Origin of the sequence: Pseudophaeobacter profundi (assembly GCF_029697505.1) — a bacterium.
GTDB lineage: Bacteria > Pseudomonadota > Alphaproteobacteria > Rhodobacterales > Rhodobacteraceae > Pseudophaeobacter > Pseudophaeobacter profundi.
The window spans coordinates 1-19,708 of sequence record NZ_JARJEF010000011.1 but is presented as its reverse complement, the minus strand read 5'-3'; the positions used below and the strand labels follow the sequence as shown (position 1 = coordinate 19,708).

Annotated in this window: 19 protein-coding genes; 8 read left to right on the top strand and 11 right to left on the bottom strand. The window is 54.1% G+C overall.

Annotated features, from left to right (window positions below; all coding sequences use genetic code 11):
• Positions 1 to 303: 303 nt before the first annotated feature.
• Together P2081_RS16005 and P2081_RS16000 are read left to right on the top strand one after the other, a co-directional pair.
• Positions 304 to 981 (top strand): MFS transporter, encoded by a 678-nt coding sequence (locus P2081_RS16005; protein WP_278923872.1) that lies wholly within the window; start codon positions 304 to 306, stop codon positions 979 to 981.
• A 439-nt stretch (positions 982 to 1,420) separates the two neighbouring features.
• Positions 1,421 to 2,140: an SGNH/GDSL hydrolase family protein gene (locus P2081_RS16000; protein WP_278923871.1), complete on the top strand. Its 720-nt coding sequence runs from the start codon at positions 1,421 to 1,423 to the stop codon at positions 2,138 to 2,140.
• A 255-nt stretch (positions 2,141 to 2,395) separates the two neighbouring features.
• Here P2081_RS16000 and P2081_RS15995 read toward each other — a convergent pair whose 3' ends face one another.
• The 10 genes from P2081_RS15995 to P2081_RS15950 form a co-directional block, all read right to left on the bottom strand.
• Positions 2,396 to 3,196 carry an autoinducer binding domain-containing protein gene (locus tag P2081_RS15995; RefSeq protein ID WP_278923870.1) on the bottom strand — a complete coding sequence of 267 codons (801 nt, stop codon included), beginning with the start codon at positions 3,194 to 3,196 and terminating at the stop codon, positions 2,396 to 2,398.
• Between the two features lie 305 nt (positions 3,197 to 3,501).
• Positions 3,502 to 4,260 carry a hypothetical protein gene (locus tag P2081_RS15990; RefSeq protein WP_278923869.1) on the bottom strand — a complete coding sequence of 253 codons (759 nt, stop codon included), beginning with the start codon at positions 4,258 to 4,260 and terminating at the stop codon, positions 3,502 to 3,504.
• A gap of 75 nt (positions 4,261 to 4,335) precedes the next feature.
• Complete coding sequence (locus P2081_RS15985; protein WP_278923868.1) at positions 4,336 to 5,265, bottom strand: hypothetical protein; 930 nt, start codon at positions 5,263 to 5,265, stop codon at positions 4,336 to 4,338.
• 119 nt (positions 5,266 to 5,384) lie between these two features.
• On the bottom strand, positions 5,385 to 6,293 hold the full coding sequence (locus P2081_RS15980; protein WP_278923867.1) for a hypothetical protein: 909 nt from the start codon (positions 6,291 to 6,293) through the stop codon (positions 5,385 to 5,387).
• A 2-nt stretch (positions 6,294 to 6,295) separates the two neighbouring features.
• Positions 6,296 to 6,712 (bottom strand): hypothetical protein, encoded by a 417-nt coding sequence (locus P2081_RS15975; RefSeq protein ID WP_278923866.1) that lies wholly within the window; start codon positions 6,710 to 6,712, stop codon positions 6,296 to 6,298.
• An 8-nt stretch (positions 6,713 to 6,720) separates the two neighbouring features.
• Positions 6,721 to 7,263, bottom strand: a complete 543-nt coding sequence (locus P2081_RS15970; RefSeq protein ID WP_278923865.1) for a DUF4453 domain-containing protein — start codon at positions 7,261 to 7,263, stop codon at positions 6,721 to 6,723.
• Positions 7,264 to 7,346: 83 nt separating this feature from the next.
• Positions 7,347 to 8,165 (bottom strand): hypothetical protein, encoded by an 819-nt coding sequence (locus P2081_RS15965; RefSeq protein WP_278923864.1) that lies wholly within the window; start codon positions 8,163 to 8,165, stop codon positions 7,347 to 7,349.
• Positions 8,166 to 8,176: 11 nt separating this feature from the next.
• A complete protein-coding gene (locus P2081_RS15960) occupies positions 8,177 to 8,644 on the bottom strand; it encodes a hypothetical protein (protein ID WP_278923863.1) in 468 nt (155 codons plus the stop codon).
• Positions 8,645 to 8,677: 33 nt separating this feature from the next.
• On the bottom strand, positions 8,678 to 9,850 hold the full coding sequence (locus P2081_RS15955; RefSeq protein WP_278923862.1) for a TMEM43 family protein: 1,173 nt from the start codon (positions 9,848 to 9,850) through the stop codon (positions 8,678 to 8,680).
• A 35-nt stretch (positions 9,851 to 9,885) separates the two neighbouring features.
• Positions 9,886 to 10,593: a hypothetical protein gene (locus tag P2081_RS15950; protein ID WP_278923861.1), complete on the bottom strand. Its 708-nt coding sequence runs from the start codon at positions 10,591 to 10,593 to the stop codon at positions 9,886 to 9,888.
• Positions 10,594 to 11,159: 566 nt separating this feature from the next.
• On the opposite strand from P2081_RS15950, the gene P2081_RS15945 reads away from it, so the two are divergent.
• Together P2081_RS15945 and P2081_RS15940 are read left to right on the top strand one after the other, a co-directional pair.
• The gene (locus P2081_RS15945; RefSeq protein WP_278923860.1) at positions 11,160 to 11,918 is read left to right on the top strand and encodes a recombinase family protein; all 759 of its coding nucleotides are present in this window, start codon (positions 11,160 to 11,162) and stop codon (positions 11,916 to 11,918) included.
• Between the two features lie 78 nt (positions 11,919 to 11,996).
• Positions 11,997 to 13,363, top strand: a protein-coding gene (locus tag P2081_RS15940) for an IS3 family transposase (RefSeq protein ID WP_278923859.1) whose coding sequence is annotated in 2 segments (ribosomal slippage) — positions 11,997 to 12,333 and positions 12,333 to 13,363 — 1,368 coding nt in all. Because the reading frame shifts where the segments join, the coding sequence is not laid out codon by codon here.
• Positions 13,364 to 13,639: 276 nt separating this feature from the next.
• On the opposite strand, the gene P2081_RS15935 is transcribed toward P2081_RS15940, so the two are convergent.
• Positions 13,640 to 14,287 carry a hypothetical protein gene (locus P2081_RS15935; RefSeq protein ID WP_278923858.1) on the bottom strand — a complete coding sequence of 216 codons (648 nt, stop codon included), beginning with the start codon at positions 14,285 to 14,287 and terminating at the stop codon, positions 13,640 to 13,642.
• A 345-nt stretch (positions 14,288 to 14,632) separates the two neighbouring features.
• On the opposite strand from P2081_RS15935, the gene P2081_RS15930 reads away from it, so the two are divergent.
• The 4 genes from P2081_RS15930 (at position 14,633) to P2081_RS15915 (ending at position 19,578) form a co-directional block, all read left to right on the top strand.
• Positions 14,633 to 15,568, top strand: a complete 936-nt coding sequence (locus P2081_RS15930) for an SMI1/KNR4 family protein (protein WP_278923857.1) — start codon at positions 14,633 to 14,635, stop codon at positions 15,566 to 15,568.
• 679 nt (positions 15,569 to 16,247) lie between these two features.
• Entirely contained in the window at positions 16,248 to 16,874 is a 627-nt protein-coding gene (locus P2081_RS15925; protein ID WP_278923856.1) for a thermonuclease family protein, read from the top strand.
• Positions 16,875 to 17,176: 302 nt separating this feature from the next.
• On the top strand, positions 17,177 to 17,587 hold the full coding sequence (locus tag P2081_RS15920; RefSeq protein WP_278923855.1) for a hypothetical protein: 411 nt from the start codon (positions 17,177 to 17,179) through the stop codon (positions 17,585 to 17,587).
• Between the two features lie 152 nt (positions 17,588 to 17,739).
• Positions 17,740 to 19,578, top strand: coding sequence for a lysozyme inhibitor LprI family protein (locus tag P2081_RS15915; protein WP_278923854.1), 1,839 nt, complete (start codon positions 17,740 to 17,742; stop codon positions 19,576 to 19,578).
• The last annotated feature ends 130 nt before the right edge of the window (positions 19,579 to 19,708 follow it).

The window sequence follows — 19,708 nt, the reverse complement described above, 5'->3', positions numbered from 1 at the left end:
GCGGCAGAGACTGCCAAATTTCGTGACTTGTTTTCCGCGATTGACTTGCTAGGCCGCACTTCACTCAGCGGCATCGGATTTCGAACCACTCGCAAGGTGCGCTTTTGCAGCGAAGGCCTAAGTCGCACCACGCAAAACAAAAGTCTTCCTTTGCGCGATTTCTGCCTTTCGTATTCAATTCCCGTGAACCGCTGCGGATTGGCGCCGGTCGAAGGCGTCTTGAAAGCGCGCATAACCTGCCCCTTGAAACCGCATTGGCTTCAACATACGCCGTTAAATCCCTCTCACCGAGTGGTTATTTGAATGCCGAAAAGATGGCGGGCGCTTCTGATTCTGACCGTCGCACGATTGAGCCTTGGATTTCAGGTGCAATCAATTGCTGCTATCGGGCCGAGCCTAGAAATGGAAGTCGGTCTGTCCCTTGGCGAAATCGGCATGCTGATTGGGCTTTACTACGCGCCGGGAATTTTCTTGGCTTTCCCGTCAGGCATGCTGGGAGAGCGGTTCAGCGACAAACGTGTGATCGTTCTAAGCCTGCTCGCGATGACACTGGGCGCTACCGTCGCCGCTCTTTCCCCGGACGTCACGGGGCTCATGGTCGGCCGGTTGTTGTCGTGGGTGGGCGAGTTGTCTGCCCTTGCTGGACCATCCGGGTCTGGCGGTTGCAGCGCTGTTGGGGGCTGGGCTGTTGATCGGATTGCCGGTAGCGGTCATCCTAGTTTTGCCAGCCGTGGCACTGCGGCCCGAAAGCCGAGCCATCGGAATGGGAATTTTTCAGACTTGGCTTTATTTCGGGACGACCTTCATGCCGCCGATTGCTGGCTGGATGCAACAACTGACCGGGTGGCAACCCGCGCCACTAGTCTTTGCAGCAGTGCTGGTCGCGTCGCAACTTCTATTATACCGGGTTTTCATTATGTTGATGCGCTGAGACAAAGAGCCGATGGGCATTGTCAAGTTTTCTCAGCCTTCCGAATGTAGCCTGACCCAAACCCGACGAGCGATTATCTTGCCAGGCTAGTCAGCCCAGAGGCAGAACAACTGCCTTTGTCTGACGATATCCTCCCAGAAAAATAGCCGATTGGCCCACTTGTAACAGTATAGCACGCCAGTCCTCTTGGCCAAAAAACACTATGTACGAGCCTGGTCGGCCCTTTGCGCGCATTCGATCAGACCGCAGCGAATGGCTGGTCAGGAGCCTGAACTTATCGGTGCTGCAACCTGCGCAGACGACTGCCAATTCTGGGTACGAGCGCATGCGATTGATTACCGTCAATTCCGCATGACGCGATAGCATATACAATAGAACCAACAAATATTTTCTCGAGCTTTGCGGACGAGTTTCTGGACGATACGGAAGCTCGGTATGATCTCTCTCCGTGTCACTCTCGCCGTAACGCGTCTCGTTTTGGAGCCTGACATGTTAGACCATGCAGTACGAATTCTGTTGTTTCCAGTTTTGGTCGCTCAAGGCGCATTTGTGCGCCGTTCAGCGTTGCACCTGGCTGATCCTTCCGGTCGCCGCGATGGTGTCAGCGGGCAGGGCCCTGACCTTCGTCTATTGATCATCGGCGACAGTTCTGCTGTCGGGGTCGGCACCTCGCATCAAGAAGAAGCGCTCTTGGGGCATATGCGCAAAAGGCTTTCGCAGACGAATACAGTCTACTGGTCTGTAGATGCGAAGACCGGCGCCACCACTGCCGATACGATCGCCCGTCTGCAGGAGCGCGCACCACAGAAATTTGATATCGTGTCCGTTTCGCTTGGCGTAAACGATATCACTGCACGCGTGCCTCTATCGGAATGGCTGCAGCGTTTTTCGATGTTGCTTCAGTTGGTAGAGCTGAAATTTCAGGCCGATGTCATTTGCATATCGGGTATTCCGCCAATCCACCATTTCCCGCTGCTCCCACAACCGCTCCGGTGGGTATTGGGTGCACAGGCAGCACGATTTGATCGGGCGCTTCGCAAACTTGTCACCAATCGTACTGGATGTCGGTTTATTGAAATGGATTTTGAACCTAACGTCTCACAAATGAGCCCTGACGGCTTTCATCCTGGTCCCAAAATCTATTCAGAGTGGGGTCGCAAGGTCTATCGTGCAATCCGCCGCGATATCAAGCAGCTCGGCAAAACGTAACAGCCGGCCCATACCGGGCACTCATCCTCAGGCCCGTAGCTGCAAACGCGGCGCTACGAAAGCTGACATTGGTTTGTTTAGCAACGAAACCTGTTCATGGGCTGACGCGAGACCGAAACACCCGTTGTTCGCCAAGTTTCTGACGCGTCTTTCACGATATGATGGCTGTGCAATAAAGGCGCGGCACACTCGGTCAAACCCATATCAGTTCAGGTGATCCGAAATCCCTTCCATCGACAGCGTTCCAGTCTGATTTTACGGAAGCCTTAGCGCGTCATACAGCTGGGGGTTTACCTCCTGCGCATGTAGACCATCCTCTTTTAGCAGCCCAAGCTTTGCCGCGCGCTGAACAGTTTCCATGTCGTTGCGCGTGCCCAGAGCCTTGCGAACCCGCAGCATGTGATTGTCAACGGTTTTGGGGTTTTCCCGCTGGATCTCATACAGGATCTCCTTGACGCGCAGCCCCTGCGCTTTCAGGCGCAACACCTGCAGGTTCATCTCGCTCAGACCCATTTGGATGACCACTTCGGCGGACCAGTCGCTGCACAGGTGCAGGTGATTGGCCAGCGCCTGGATGACGGACCGGTCCCGGTTAAATCTGGCGTCGTGTTTGACGATGTCCCCGGAGGGATCGAAAAGCCCTACGATCCCTCTGACCCCATTGGCGTACAGTGGAAGCACCACACCGGAGGACACAAAGTTGCGGACCCCACAAACGACACGGGCAAAATTTCCAGGAAGTTCACCCTCTTCCAACAGGCGGTAAAAACTGGATTGCAGGATGGGCTGACGTGTGAGAGCCCCCATCCGCATACCAAAGTCATCCAAGGCGTAGTTGTTTCGCTGATAGATTTCACGCCATTCGTCGGGTAGGCCCGACCGTTTGGAGACATGGTTGTTGTGAATGGCGTGCAGCGACCGCGTGTCCAGGAAAAGACCGTAGTTTACACCGACATAGCCGTATTCCGCTTCCATGAAGCCTGCAAAAAGCTGGTGCTTTGCATCAAGTGTCTGCGCTTCGGTAATATCGTTAATCAAGTCAAAGGGGGCATGCATAGATCAATCTTCAGGTTGCTTGCGGCGTTGCCGCCTAAATTCGCAGATTGAAATAGCAATTACTTCTATGATGTTAAGGGGAATTTTTTCGCCACATCAGCGGTTCATCCTTTGGGTGTAACCGCTTCATTTGGACACGCCGCAGAAATGACCCAGGCGCCGGCCGACACGGAAAACCGGATAGACACACATAACAGCCCTCAAAAAAACGGGCATGAAAGACCCGAGGCAAGCGGCCCCTTTTCATGCCCAACACGCTGCCGCATGTGACACTATGAAGGCGATTTTTCTTCGGCCAGAAGGGGCTACTGGTGCCAGTCTACGACCGCCTGAACGTCCCACAGCAAATCCATGTATTGCTGCGCCTTTCCATCCTGAGCGTAATATAGGACCTTACGCGCATAGGCCGGCCCGGCGTCGGATTGGGCGAATTCTGCAACTGCATCGCGTTTTTGGTTCATCCAGCGTTCGCAGAGGATGGCTGCCGGGCTGATCTGGGAGCCAAGAAAACTCTGGCTCTCTTCCAATGCGGAAACCGGCAGTTCTGCGGGGGGCAGCACGGAGGCCTCTTTCGTCATCAGAATGCACAGATCTAACGTGTCTTCAGAGGCATCGAAGGTGCCAAATGTTGGAGTGACCTCGGAAAATACAGAAAGCGTATCCTGCAGAAAATCCGAGGAGGACATCTCGATGGTCGCATCTTCGAAAAACGTGGCCTGGCCAATCATCAACACGCGATCCTCGCCTTGCTGCTCGCCAAAGACGACGATCAGCATCTCGTGGTCTTTCTGATAACGCATGGTCCACATTGAAAGCGTATCCGCGTCGGGAAAGGAAAATTCGTCCTTCCAAAGCGCGCAGCCCGTTTCATCAATTCTACCATCGTCAGGATCCATGATGCCCAGGCGTTCACAGCGATACCCCTGCGCCTCAAAAGTTGCGCGGATTTGCCCGACAGACTGGGTGAAATTTGCATTGCCGATGGCTGCCAGATCTGCGGCAGAGGCCGCGCCATATGACAAGGTCACTGCGACGGCTGCCGCAAGAGCTCGATTGAATATCATCAAGGTATTCCTGAAAACTGGATGGAAAAGGCAAGGCCTGCCATGGGTTCCCCCATGGCAGGGGAAAGGCTCAAATCATTTTGAAATTTCGCTCAGATCAACCGGTACGCAGATGCCGGATTGCTGGCCTTGCTCGCTGTGGGACACATTCAGATCGAGAGTTTCGTGAGAGAGCGAAAGGGTCAACTTGTCGTTCAAGCGCATGACCTGTTCTGACCCGGTATCGGTGGTGGTACCTGGCCCCGATCCCGGCGGCAGGGTCAGGCGCAGCTGATCGTTTTCGATTGTGACTGCCCCGTCGTCGGCGCGCACCATTACAAACCGAAAGCCCCCGGCCTGACAAGCAAGCGCTTGTGGACGGGAGGGGGGCGGCGCCTGTTCAGAGATCTCCGGCAGTTGCGACAGGCGCACGAAACCAGAGCTACACACAGCGCCGATTGCATCCGGTGCGTTCAGGTCGCATTCAAACCCATAAGACTCAAACCGTACCCCCTGCCACCCATCGACCGGCGCTCCACAGACACGCACGTTCTGATCAACCGGTATGACCTCGGTTGTGACCGCTTCAGGCCTCAGGTGGATTGGGCTGACGTCCTTGTCCTCCATCCACTCCGCAGGCCGCAGCGCATGGACTGGCCCACAGTCCGGTGACACGGCAGGAACGGACACAACCGGGGCGACCCGGCCTGTGGTATGGGCGAATTGGTCAAGCATTTGGAAGTGATCGACAATAGACTCCGGATTGCAAGCCTCCTCGTTTACAGGCAGGAAGTCATACGCCAGCCCCATTGCCACTGAGGCGAACTCCAGATCACGATCCACACCCACGGTGAAAACCCGCTTTCCTTCGTAAAACCGGATGTAGCTGAAGTCGTCCTCGGATTGCGAAATTCCGGTCGACAGATAGGGCATGAACTGAACGGGCATGGACAGATCATAAACCGGGTTGGACAGGTCTGGCCCTGCGAGGAACTGAACGGTCTCATCCTGGAGGCAGACCTGCACGCGGGAGGCGTTCTCCGTGTCACAATAAAAGATCCGAGTTCCGTTGGCCCCGCAGTCGGCAAATGCCGGAGCCGCAGAAACGGCCAAAGTAGCCGCCAATAGAAAGCGTTTCATCCGCGTTAGCCCCCAAAACCTGCAACGTTGCCTTGTTTCACCCATGCGCTGGAACATTTGCCCCAGTAGGCCATGTTTGCCGGCCAATCATCTGGCGTCAGGGCGCAGGCTGCCAAACGCGCCTCGTAGTCCAGTTGGGCCATATAGCCACCGGCACCGTCGCCTTTATCGGGATCTATCCAGATGATGCCAGAAAAGCCGTCCTCATAAGCACACTCAAAAGCGGACCCGAGGTCGGTCGGGAACGCATAGCCAAGGATCGCGGCCTCATCCGTTGGTGCCGCATACAGCGCGATCTGCCCGTTTTCGGTGCCTTCGTTGCTGAGAACGCCAGCAACCTCGCGACAGTCATAACTGCCATAGGGCGTAGCACCGGTGATGGGTGTGTTGGGCTGATAAAAGGCTGCGCTATCGGCGCTGGGGCCAGTCCGCATCGCATTCATTGACACCCTACGCAACGCTAGCATGTCCGCGATTTCCGCACTTAGCGCGGGCTGCATACATTGAATACTGCGATCAGGGGCGGTCCCACGCCCAAACAGATCCAGCCAAATTTCCGCATCAGAGGTGTCATCCGTAGCCATAGGCGTTTTCACACTTAGCACAGCCCTGCCGCCTTCATGCACAAAGGTAAATTCATGCATGTCCCAGGGAAACCCGCCGGTGCCGGTTGTCATATCGAAGGGAATATCCGCTGCCAGTTTGTAGATCGGGCCATCCGAGATCTGCGGCGTCACATGGAGTTCCAATACAGAAGCTCCTGTTTCGGGGTGCTCACTCGCGCAGACCTTGATTTCATCCGCCTCCTCAGTGAGACACAGCACCTTTGTCGCCAGGATGTCATCGCAAAAAGCCTGGGACATCCCTGCAGAGAACAGCAGACTGATCCCGAATGTTGTCAGCAACAATCGCACGTTTAATTCTCCTTTGAGGTTGGGGCGTAAATTGCCGCATCGTTCAGCGCGGCAAGCGATCCGTTCACGGTGCCGAATGTGCAGGCAAATGAAGAAGATCCACCGCTGTCTTGGATCTGGTTCATGCCCCCCGCCTGACCAGAGAGGTACACCTCGTAGCTGGAACCAGGGCCGCGCAGCGTGGATGACGCCCAGTCTGTTGCCGTCAGACCCGTCACATCCCCCAAGGGAACACTGACTTCGGCAGGCAGGCCGGGCTTTTTGTCATAGGCCAGTCGGGCCTGCTGCGGGCTCCAGCACAGCGACAGATGCCCCCCGCCCGACAGGGCGCAGGACAGCGCGGGGGTTTCACCCGGCAGGCAGTCTGCATGACCAAGGGCTGGAGCCAAGGCCAAGACACACAAAAGAAAAGTACGCATGATACTGTTTATCCTGCAAAAGCCGTACATGTATCGGGGGGGATCGAACCCTCGGGGATCCAGCCTGCGGCTGTCTCGGTCTCGACAAACTCGAAACCCTCCCAACTCTCAAAACGGAAATTCACCCGATCGCCGCTCTCGATCGTGCCGATCGGATAGCTGTCGCGCATGCCAATGCCGCTGGTCATGGTGACCGGGGCGCCGGTGTATCCAACACAGGAGGATTCAAACTGTGAAAGGGTGGGCAACAGGTCGACATCGTCCAGCTTTCCGATCAATGACGAGGCGAGGCTGCGACCTTTGGTATTGATCTTGCAGTTATAACTGGCTTCCAGTTGTTTGTGTGTACTCACCATACGCTGGTCCCAATCATCGAGAGTGGGGGATTTTGTCGAACAGGCTACATCAAAAACTGATTTACCCAGAGTTGAGCCAAAGCAATAGCCTGCTCTGTCGAAGGCCATGTTCCGCAAGTACCACGCGTCCTCGCACAGGGCGCTTGCAGTGCCAGCCGAGCAGACCAGTGCCGCAGTTAGAATAAGTGTTCTCATCTGTCGCCTCCTTGGACAGGTGTGGTGCGTTTCCATGGCTTGCGCCAAAGGGGATATTGGCAAATCGGCACAGGCGCGCTGCCTTATTGGGTTCTCTGAAGGTGGGCGCTATCGACCCATCCTGTGGCGCAGGGGCCGGTGTAGGGCTTGCCAAGGTCTTCTGGACGCAGGAAGCAGTCCGTCAGCCCGTTTGTTGGAATGGCAACAGCGACGAAATCATCTGCGCGATCAATAATATCGACGGTCTCGCCCGGCTGCAGCATCCACCAGATCGGAGTCGCGGCCGCAGGGCGCGCAGAAGAATAGACCGGCAGGCCTTCTGGGGTGACTTCTGTGTCAGACACCCGCGCCATCCCCACCGTGTCAATGCGGGGTATGATTTCATTTTGGGAAAAGAACGCTCCAATTGGGCCGCGCGCGTGTTGCGCGGACCAGAGCGCCTCGGGGTCGGCGTAAACCGTGCCAGAAGCGCACAGGGTTTGATCTACGCGCGCGCGCCAGTGGGGCGATTGCAGCCACATGTTGTGGTCGCCCGTATCGGCAACAGTTTCATTCATGTCATCCCATGGCAGGCCTACATGCAGGGTCACGGGCTCTGCCAAGTCCGTGCTCCAAAACCCGATTTCCACCTGCACCTGATCGCCCTCGGACCAGCGAAACCATGTGGTATTGGCCTCCGCGGTCAAGGGTGTGTCATAGTGCATATCGCCTGACGACAGCGCATGACGTGTCAGCACATAGCTCCGGTCCTGTGCGCAAACGGTTATCTGTTCGCGAAAATCCGCACTGTCTGTCACGCATTGGAACAGAACCTCGCCGCCACAAACCGATTGCGCCGTGGCTTCGCTGGTCCAACAGGCTACCGCAAAGACGGCAGCTATGGATAGGGGGGAGTAGTACATGAGAAAAGCCCTTATTGTGCGGCTTCGATCAGTTCGATGAGCGAGGACAGGTCGCTGTTTACGCTGCCAGCGTCACAGGGAATATCGGCAATCAGCGCGCCATTTTTAAGCACGTTGATACCGCCCATCTCTGTTGCACCTGCCCCGCGTTCGCTGCCCCACCAGACCTCGTAGGCATAGCCACCGCCACCGTCAAAGGTCACGGAGTCGCTCATGAAACTCCCCATGCCATTCCAGGGCGTCGCGGTGATGGTCGCCATATCTTGCAGGATCTCTTTCTCCACCGTTCCATTGGATTTGAAGAATCCATAGGCGGCCTTTGTGCCATTCGCCCAAACCGCATTGCAGACCTCGACACCGCGCGTGCCGCCTTTCAGCGTGCATGTGAACATTTCAGTACCGTCAAGTTCGCAGAACTGCCCGGCCTGTAGCGCACCTGCGCTGAACATCATTGCAATCGAAAGATAAAGCTTTTTCATTTCATGTCCTATCCCAATGGAAATGTTGAAGACTCAAGTGGTTTGGGGCGCCGCCGGTGCCGACTTGCGCAGCCAGTAGGCGCTGGCGGCGGCACCGGCCAAAGCAACAGAAATGATCACCAGCGCCAGAACCGGACGGAAATAGACCCAAGCAATCGCCATCGTTGTGCCGCCAACAACCAGCGTGAGGGCAAAACTGATCAACGAGGTGACAGAGGCGGTGATCCACCCCAGAAAGGGCAGAATGCTGGCGATGACATCCACCACGCCGAAAAGCGCCTTGAAGCCGAGAAACAACAGCACCATTAGGCCAATGCGCAACATCCATGTCTTGAAGGTGTTGCTGGCAACTGCCGTCTGGAACATTTCCTCTGCAGTCCTCAGCCCCTCTTCGACCAGGTAAATCTTGCGCCCATTTTGTGCCGTGTAGGGAACCAAAGTGTCGCCACGCTGCACGCCAACTGCGCTGGCCTCGTCAATTGTTGAGACTTGATAGCTCACCCGGATATCGCCAAGCTGCGGAGCCGTGACATCTGCACCAAGAACGATCCGCCCAGCGACCAGCTTGGCTGGCTGCTCCAATGATAGGGCGCGCGCGACCGCTTGCGCATGCTTGGCGTTTAACAGCACCGGCGTTGCACCGCCAAGATCGGAAATCTCATCATTGACGGTGAAGGCGCCGATCGCGCCCTCAGGCTGGCGGATAACCTTCGATGAGACTGGCATCGGCGGGTTGACATGCCCGTCGGGGATCCGAAACTCTGCCCCACTTGCAGGCGCATCTGTCCAATCCAGATGATAGGTATATTGCGTGGTCTTTTCCTGCGAGCCGCCCAGTTTTGTGTCCGTCGTGGTTTGCTTGTCCTCAATCCATGCAAATTGCTCCACCTTGCGTTCAAGACGCACGGTCTGTGCAGGAGCGACCACACCCAACGCCACATCGGCCAGCGGCGCCGCAAGCGTAAGCGGGCCGTTTATGTGGACCAGCTGGCCCTCATGTGACGAATCCAGCGCTGCGCTGTCGACAGACACAACCTGCCCGGCACCTTCCGCCAGGGCGCGGGCGGTCCGCACGGCGTTGCCTTCGTTCCAAAACAGAAAATACACGGCGATACCGACAAGGCTGATCCCGAGCCCGATACCTTTGATGGCGTTTTTCAGCCGTGCGAAAAACCCGACCTGTGTCGTTTCAGTGAATTGAGACACTTTTCAAACCTTTGTGGAAACATGAGGGGAACGGGTTAGGAGGCTTTGCCAAAACCCAGAGTTTTGATGACTTCCGCCACATCGGCCATGCTTGGCCCCACCGCAATCGGCGCATCGGGGACCCCCAGCCAGTCATTGATATTCTGAGCGGTCAAAAGATGGCGTTTGCTTGTGGTGTATCCATGCGAGATCGGAACGCGATGCCTATTTTGCTCAGAACCTGTGACCACACAGAGCCTGTAGGTATAACTGGCATGCAGCCTGTTGTTGCTGCGATCATTGCGTTTGAGATCAACATCAGCCTGTTTGACATTCTCAAGTGCAATTGTCTCTTCGCGGGTTCCGTGCAGCATGGTTTTACGCAGTGTCAGCAGATTCCCGGCGCGATCAAACACAACTTCTGTCTTGTGATAGACCAGCCACAAAATACCCCCACCAATGAAAACAACCCCCAGAGCGACGCCCCAGCCGGCGGTAAAACCGGTAACGGCAGCGCTGAGGCTGATCCCCATGATGACCAGAAGGACGATGCACAACACAGTCGCAATTACACGGGTTGTTCCCTTCAGGATCAGACGATCAGATTGGTTCAGGTCGATTTTCATATGGTGGGTCTCAGATACTATAAGAACTTTTTTCAAATGACGAACACCGTTCTGTCCGGAGAAATTCCGCCCCCTGTTAAACGGCATACTCGTTACAGGCTTTGCAACGCATTCAGGTGTGGTCTGAGCGGCACGCACGAGATAGATAACCGCACCTCACAGCCCCCCGAATGCGTTGCAAAATCAATTCCTTACATCAGCACCGCCTGATGCCCTGTGTTGGCTTGTGCGGCATCTTCCGTAAAGGAGGATGCTGATATCATCTGCGCGATGGCGGTGAAAACGAACGTGGCTTTCATGATATTTTACCGATCTAACTCTTCGTCGGCTCCTGATAGACATGTGGCAGAGAACGAAACATATGGATTTTTCTCCATGTTCCCGGCAGTCAGGATCCATGTCTTGGTCCCCAAGCGCATTGTCGTCAGTCATTCGAAAGACGCTCCCAAAAGATTGCATTTTCAGATGTCTCAGGTGGAACAGTCTGAAAGAAGCAAACAAGCGAACGCATGCGGTTACAGAAAGAGTAGACACCCCGCGTCAGGCGCGCTGGCGAACTCTCCTACAGAACCCGGCGCGGCCTGATCGGCAAAATCGAGGCAGGCAAAAGCGCAGGCGGCCTGTCCTATGGGAATTGTGCGCGCCGCACGACGGCCGGAGATGTTATCAAGGGCGAGCAGGACATCAACGCCGATGAAGCGCTGGTGGTGGAACGGATATTCACGGAATACGCCGCAGGGAAATCGCCGATCCAGATCGCCACCGATCTCAATGCCGACGGGATCCCTGCCCCGCGCAGCAAGGGCAACAGTTCCGGCCACTGGCGTCAGACCACCATCAACGGCAATCGTGAACGCGGCACCGGCATCCTGAACAACGAACTCTACATTGGACGGCGCGTGTGGAATCGGCTGCGCTATTCCAAACACCTCGAGACCGGCAAACGTGTCTCGCGGCTGAACCCGCCCGAAGATTGGATCACGTTCGAGGCCCCGGATCTCCGGATTGTCGAGCAATCCGTCTGGGAGGCGGCAAAGGCGCGCCAGACAGCCCAACAACGGCTACGCACCAAACAAGCCGCAAGCGACCTCAACGGCCTCTCCGTGGCTCAAGGGATGCGTCGGCGCAAGTATCTGCTGTCAGGCCTGTTGTCCTGTGGTCAGTGTGGCGGCACCCTCGCCGTGGCCGGCAGCGGCAAGACGCGGCGATACTACTGCGCCAACGCCAAAGAGAAAGGCGCATCCATCTGCACTGGGATGCGCGGACTGAAAGAAGAAGATGCCGCGCTCTCGATCCTGTCTGGGCTAAAGGTCGGTCTGATGCAGGACCAGGCCTATGCAAAGTTTCGGGAGAAGTTTCTGGCGCGCAAGAAAGTTGAAGAGAAAGAAGGCGATGATTTGCTCCGGCTCCATAGCCAGGCTCTGCGTCAGCTCGAGTCCCGGCACGCAAACCTGATTGTCTGACGTCAGCACCTGTGGGACAGATTTGATGATTTGAACAACGGAGGGTTTCTGGTTCATCGTAGCCTTTAAGGAGCGAAGATGAACAAGAAGCCCGGAACATCGAAAGACGCAGCTGACAAGCTGGTCAAAAACATCCGCCGCAAGACCCGCCAGACCTATTCGGCGGAGGAGAAGATCCGCATTGTTTTGGCCGGATTGCGCGGGGAGGAAAGCATCTCGGCGTTATGTCGCCGCGAGGGTATCTCTGACAGCCTGTATTACACTTGGTCGAAGGAATTCCTTGAGGCTGGAAAGCGTCGTCTTTCCGGCGACACAGCGCGTCAGGCGACATCGCCTGAGGTGAAGGATCTGCGATCCGAGGCCATGGCTCTGAAAGAATGCGTGGCTGACCTAACCCTTGAGAACCGTCTACTCAAAAAAAGCATGACAGGGGCTGGGGAGTTCGAGGAATGAGGTATCCAGCAACCGAGAAGCTTGAGATCATTCGCACGGTTGAGGGATCACACCTGCCCACAAAAACGACCCTTGATATGCTGGGTATCCCACGCACGACATTTTATCGATGGTATGACCGCTACGTCGAAGGCGGCCTTGATGCATTGGCGGACCGCGCGCCTCGGCCGAAGTCGGTCTGGAACCGTATTCCGCAGGGCCGACGGGATGATCTGATTGAGTTTGCGCTGGAACATGAGGCGCTGACCACCCGTGAGTTGGCGGTCAAATATACCGACGAGAAGCGGTATTTTATCTCTGAATCATCGGCTTACCGCATTCTGAAAGCTGCCGATCTGATCACGGCACCCGAGTATGTGGTGATCAAGGCTGCCGAAGAGTTCTCGGACAAAACCACGGCGATCAATCAGATGCTCCTCTCGGGCAAGGGGCAGACCGACTTCACCTACTTCAAGATCATCGGCTGGGGCTGGTATTACCTCAGCACGATCCTGGACGATTACAGCCGGTATATCATTGCCTGGAAGCTCTGCACGACCATGCGGGCCGAGGACGTGACAGACACCATTGAGCTGGCTCTTACGGCGTCTGGCTGCGACCAAGCCGTGGTGCGGCACAAGCCGCGCCTGCTCAGCGATAACGGGTCGTGCTACATATCCGGCGACCTGGCCAAATGGCTGGGGGACCAGAGAATGGATCACGTTCGCGGTGCGCCGTTCCATCCGCAAACCCAGGGCAAAATCGAGCGCTGGCATCAGACCATGAAGAACCGGGTTCTACTGGAAAACTACTACCTGCCCGGCGATCTTGAACGCCAGATCGGGGCCTTCGTCGACTATTACAACAACCAGCGCTACCACGAGAGCCTGAGCAACGTCACACCCGCTGACGTCTATTTTGGACGTGATAAAGCCATCATCAGAGAAAGGGAAAAGATCAAGAAAATGACGATCCAAAGCCGCCGCTTGCAACATCAAAAACAAGCAGCATAATCAATCACGCAACCGAACCAGAGCCTCCAATGTTCAAGCCGCTCTGATGTCCCATTTTATATGACGACGGACAACTGCGTGACTTCCCCCTTCATTTGGTTTGGCGGGCGCAGCGAAGGGCCTGTTTGGCAAAGCTGCAGTGCTGCATCGAACATGTCGGTGAATGTCAGCTCAGGGCTGGCTGCGGTCATCAAGCGGCCAGTTTTCCTGACGATTTCGCTGCAGACATGTTGCCGCACCGCCGCATGGCGGCTCTGAGCCCAGAGTTACACTAGGCTAATCTCTAAGCGGGCCATTGACGAATGTTAATCTCGTGCTCGCCTCAACTTTGCGGGGTAATTTGGCGTCCGGTCCGACTGCCGCAAGCAAGATAACAGTTATCCAACCGTTTTCTTCGTCATACCTCGTCGTTCGACTGATCCTGCCCCGATAAACACCCTTTTCATACGTAAGTGTTCCGAGCGCTTCTGCTTCCGAGCCTATATCTGCGGTCCGCTGAGTGGACGACGTCGCAAAAGCGCATGTGGCGAAATTTTCATAGTTGGTTGGCGCGATATCGCCTAAAAATACAAAGCTGTCGCCGCGCTCTAATACGAAGGGCCAATTCAAATGTTCTTGAAGGTTGAACTGCAAGGCCAATTGCTCCGTCCAATCTTCCTCTGTGTTGGTTGAAGGTAGGCGAATAAGGGCGTTTGAATCCGCCATTGCGCGGGCAGCTCTTTCAAGGTTGGTGGATAACTTCCATCCAGCAGCCTCGAACTCCTCAAGTCTCTCCCGCGTGTTGTTAGCAAGTCGGGTACATATGCCCATTACGTCATCGACAGGCTCTGCAATCGCTTTCTCTGCGAATACCACAGCAGTAGCGAAAGAAATCATGGTAGCAACTGCATGGTGCCAAGTGATGTTGAAAATTGTTTTCGCCATAAAGTGAACTTGCCAATTCTTGAATCAGGGATACGCGTGAGTAAAGAAGCATGAAATGTTGGGGTGTGAAAGTCCGCTTCGGTCCGCTCAGCCGCCGTTGGCCCCACAATCTCGCTGGGCTTCCCTACCAAACTTGCCAGATGTCCGCTAGGAGCCCTTTTAACGGATGCTGCACCGTGTTCGAATGGCCGCTTTTGAACGGGGTTTGCGGAACGCAACCAAAGGGCCGCTGTGCGGAAAGAGGGAAAGTTGGTTGCGTAAAAGTTGCCGTTGGCAAATCATACAGTATATGCGCAACTGTCGAGAAATTAGTCGAGAATTCCTAGAGGCGAAAGGCGCTATTTGATGACTGCACTACTAAAATTCGAACGCATCATACAGTGGCAAGTCGAAGTCAACGAAGACGTCATTCGCTCGGTGGTGCCTCAGGAAAAAAGTGAGCGGATCAAGCGGGTAGAAGGTTTGGTGGGTGACGTTCTTCCCGCCGACCTCAAAACCTTATATGAAAAATACGATGGTGAGAATGACAGCGGCCTAGGTTCATTTTTAGGTCATAGTTTCATGGGCTTAAACGACATCGAGCAACACCTTCTATTTTGCAAAACGTTGATAAAGCCTAAAAATCCCGTCGTGGAAGATATCGAAAAATCCAATCAGATTTTGCAGTCGATTATTGAAATTTACCTTGATATCTTACCCACCCAAAAACGTTTTGGGATGCTCAAAAGACCTTGGCACAAACTTGTCTTTGAGTGCGGGCCAGGCTCTAGCGCCGGGCCCTATTTTTATCCAAGAATTTATACGACTGATCAAGAGCGTGAAATCTTGAAGGTACCAACTGATAAAGAGAAAAGAGTTTGGGACCTTGCTGGACAACTCCATGAACTCGAAAAAGAAAGTTACAATTGGGACAATTTGGAAGTCACGCTTTTTGGAAGTGGCGATCAAAATATTGAAAGAAAATTCTATGATTTCGAAAATGAACTGACTTTAACGAGCTACCCAGTAGATGCGATAAAAAGAAAGTATTTCCATCGAAAATGGCTGCCACTGATACACGATGGCGGCAACAATTTTATTGGAATTGACTTTGACCCTGGACCGGCAGGGACCAAAGGACAGATCATCGTTTTTGGTAGAGACGAAGAAGATATGTTCGTCTTGTCAGAGAACTGGGAATGTTTTTTGGCTCTGTTAATTTCTAGAATTGACGAAGGCGGGCAGCGGTTTCTGGATCAAAACCATCTGCACGACCTGTTCAAAAAAGAACTGGTTCCTTAGGGTCACTTTTTTGCAATGTCTGTTTAGGGTGGCGATATTTCATGTTGATCACGCCATCTTTGGCTAAAGATCAAATTGTTGCGGCGACCCCTGGAAACCACAGATCAGACCGGTCGTTTGCCGACCTCCCAAAAACCGTCGTTAGCTGAACGGTTCGCCAAACCGGACATTAACCTAGAAGCAGCGAAGGTCTGAAAAGTCCCGCATCCCCGCCGTTCGAAGGTGGTCTGCGGCTGCTCCTGTGGCGAAGGTCAGCTATTCCTTGTGCGCCTGCGGCATGGATCTCTCGCCATGTCGCCAGATCCGCCGACTTTGCAAAGGTCGCTATCTGCGCAGACTTGCCGTTAGCTGCGAGCTATCATGGGTTTATATGATTGCGGAGAGGGCAGGTAGGATACGGCGGTTGCCTGCTCCCGCAACCAATAATATTGTATAATATCAGTAGCATAGCGCCCCATGGGGCGCTTCTTGCGTTTCCGATCCAAAAGCCGTGGAAGCACGGTGGAAGCAATAGGGACGCGTTTGGTAATGTGGTGAAAAAGAAACACTGCCGTAGGGCATAGGAGTGGCATGCTCACCCAGGGAGACTAGGGCAGGGGTTGATAACGCGGGTCGAAGTGTCCCTGCGCGCTCCTGTAATCCGTTTGCTTTCAGTGGTACTACTTCATACAATTTAGAGATGTTCAAATTTCTTTTTAGAGCGCTTTTTAAGCCGAGCTATCGGTCTCGGGCTAAGCCACACAAGAAACCGGTTAGAGAAACGCTTGCCTATAAGGCAGGCCGCAGTATTGCCGCTTCTTCGGCGCAACCAAAAACGCCGCAGTCTAGTGCGTCCCAAAGGGTCGATGCGTTCGATGCAACGACCTCTCACTCAGTTACACTGCCACGCGTACTGGAAGGGCGAGCTTACGTTACAGACGGTGACACAATTACGATCCAAAAGACCCAAGTACGGCTTTACGGAATAGACGCACCGGAACTGCATCATCCCTACGGCAAGAAGGCCAAGTGGGCCATGGTGCATCTGTGTAAGGGCCATCGTATACGCGCGGAGATCACTGATGAAGACGAATATGGCCGTACAGTTGCAAAGTGCTTCCTGCCCGATGGTCGTGATCTATCCGAGGAACTAGTTAAACAAGGCCTAGCTATCGACTGGCCAAAGTTCTCAGGTGGTAAATACAGCAATCTTGAGGTCGCTGGCATCCGTAATAAGCTTTGGCTTGCCGACGCTCGCCAAAAAGGCCGCATAGATGTTTTGGAAAAATTTGACGCGCGAAAGAATGGTGAAAGCAAAGAAAAATGAAAAACCGGCCCGAAGCTGCCGTTCGTCACAGCATCGCAGTGCGGCGGCCCTTTCGTCAAAGCGGACTTTGGTGTGTAGCTGCAGCTTTACTAAAGCTCTAACGTCCGCATTGCGGGACAACGCGCCATTTCGCGGCAGCTCCGCCAACGTCAGCTATTAGGAAAATGCCAACATCACAAACCGTCGTTTTCGCCGGTGCTCGAAACGTTTGGGTTTTGGCAATCTGGCCACCGCTCGGAAGCTTTACAGACAGTTAATGAAAATTTGAGGTAGTTGTGCGCCAAATCAAAGTGAGCGGATAGATGCATCAAGCGTTTTCGGAGTTCCTGCGCTATGGCGTCGAAGGTGAGTTTGCTCTTTCCCGTTCGTCCAAGGGCGTTGTCGGGAAGAGAACCGGGTGGTCTGTCAAAAACACGTTCCCTAATTATGCAAACCTGAGAGCGGGCTTCGCCACTCTCCTAAATGGAGATGCCCGTGAAAACGCACAGGCGCTGATCGATACCTACTCTGAATTTTTGGAAGGTCCGATCTCACCAGATGACCTTCTCGGTGTCTCAAACGCGGTCGAACATACGATTGAGGAGTGGGGAAGTCGGCTCGCCGTCATTTGGGCAGAATGGAACAGTCATCCTCAGCGATTGCGCCCTAGCCGGGGCGAGTTTCAGGCTGGAACAGATCGGGTCGACCAGTTTTTGGAGCGTGCCAACTCATGAGGTTCCGATTTCACGCACGCATTAAGCATTAAATAGTGTCGCGCTGCGGGCGAGTGACTTGCAAAACCTCCGATTGTATCGTTTTGTGGAAGCGCGATGTTGTCTCTTGGTCGCCTCGCGTGTAGTTCTATCTGTTTCCAGAGGCTATTGGGATGATTTCAAAACCACAATTCTATTTGACCGCTTTCTTATCGTTTGCTTTTCCAATTGCCGCACATGCGCAGAGTTTTTCGAGTGACTATCAGGCTTGTCGATCTTCTGCCGATGGCGCAGGCGACATGTTTGCAGTTCGAAACTGCCTCTACGCGGAAACGGATAAACAAGACCTTCTTTTGAATGCATCTTATCAATGTCTGCGAGAACGAACCGAAGACGGAGAAGCATTGCGCGATCAGCAACGTGCTTGGATCTCTGAGACGGAGCAGAACTGCGCGACACCTTTGGGAAATCACCTGGACGCTCAACTTTCGCGGGCCTTGTGCCGCCTAGAAGCCGTTGAGGGGAAAACAACTGAGCTTGCAAGCCGAGCCACTGTTTCAGGGTGTACTATACCGGAAATTAATGATGTCAGGCCCGATCTGGGGCTGTGGCAAGTACAAGACGGCTGGACATCCGTGAGCAACCTTCAAGGGCAGGTGTTTTCGGTGGCGTGCTCAAGGGGAGAGGGGACTCTCCAGCAGGCTGGTAAAACAAACGAATTTGAAACCGCTTCCTTCATCAATGCCCTTGTATATTCAGGTGGTGGAGACCTTCAAAACACCCTTGGGCTTCAATCTGGCGCGAACAATGCAGGCCATTTGATGGAGGTTCCAGCGTTCACGCAGAGCTCTCTGGCCAGCGGAAGTACTGTAACGTTTCAGGCGCAAAATCATCATGGTGTCGAAATCGAAGGGCTTAGCGCAACCTTTGCGCTGCGTGGCTCTAGCCGTGCTCTAAATGAGTGCGTGGGCCAAGTTGCAGTGCCGAGCAATCCTTTCAGGTTTGTTGCTGACAATACGGAAGCCATTTCAAACGATGAAACCGCTCCTGATGGGGTCATGGAGTCCGATGATACGCGCGCCGCATTTCTGATAGACGCCAATGAGATTTCAAATGCTTGGAGTGGGGTCACGCAAGAGGAAAGGCGTGTTATTGATCTATTGGAGTGGGATAGGGTTGCAGAGGCGAAGGAACTTACCGAGTTATTGGGCCTGGATTTGCGCTCTCGGCAGCCGTATTCCTTTTCGCAGCTTTATTTTTCGCCAACAGGTTATCGACGATATTCACCGGAAGTACTGTCATTCTTTTTTGATTATTTGGATGATGATCCAAATTTCGCCTTTCCTAAGAAGACCGTCTTCTTTGAGTGGGTTTCCGGGCCGGCATATACTTCATTTTGCGATCTCATTCTGGCTCCTAGAGAATACCAAGGCTATCGCAGTCTTGATTTTGTCGCCGATGAGCTGGTTTCCAGATTTGACCGGGCGTTATCTTACTTAGATCCGAGTAACCTGGATCCAAAAATCCTAGGTGAGATCGGTTACCGCTGCGTCGTAAGTGCCGCAAACAAAGTACCACTTCGAGGAGAGGCGTCTATCATTTTGCCTCGTATCCTTGACATCCTTGCAGGACATGGTGCCGACTTTGATTGGGTGGGTAGTTCACGAGATCCAGTTACCGCGCTGTGGGCCGCTATTTCTGCAAATGACCCAAGCGCTGTTCGGCAATTAATCGAGCTCGGTGCCTCGGCAAAGCAGCTTCATATCCAGCGGAAAGATGGAAGGATAACTAACGTTCATAGTGCGTTAAGTGTTTGGCAGTGGCCTACAACAGGTGGGCAGGAAGATGACCCAAGATCTTTGGCTGCGATGGCAATCCTGAACCTATTACTTGATGAAGGTGTGTCTGTAGCCCAACCGTATGGTAGCCGTGCGCGAAACTTCATCGAAAGAGCTCGTACAAGCGGAAACTTGACGGTTTTGCGGGCGCTGCGTGACCGTGGGCTGCTTTGAGAGGAGTGCCTGTTGATTGTCACTGAGAACTGACCCGGTATTTTCACCGAGATTTGACCCACCTTCAGTTATGCGCTGTAGTTTATGATGTGGTCAATGTTGCGGTCTCCTTTCCTGTTTTCTTTGCAGC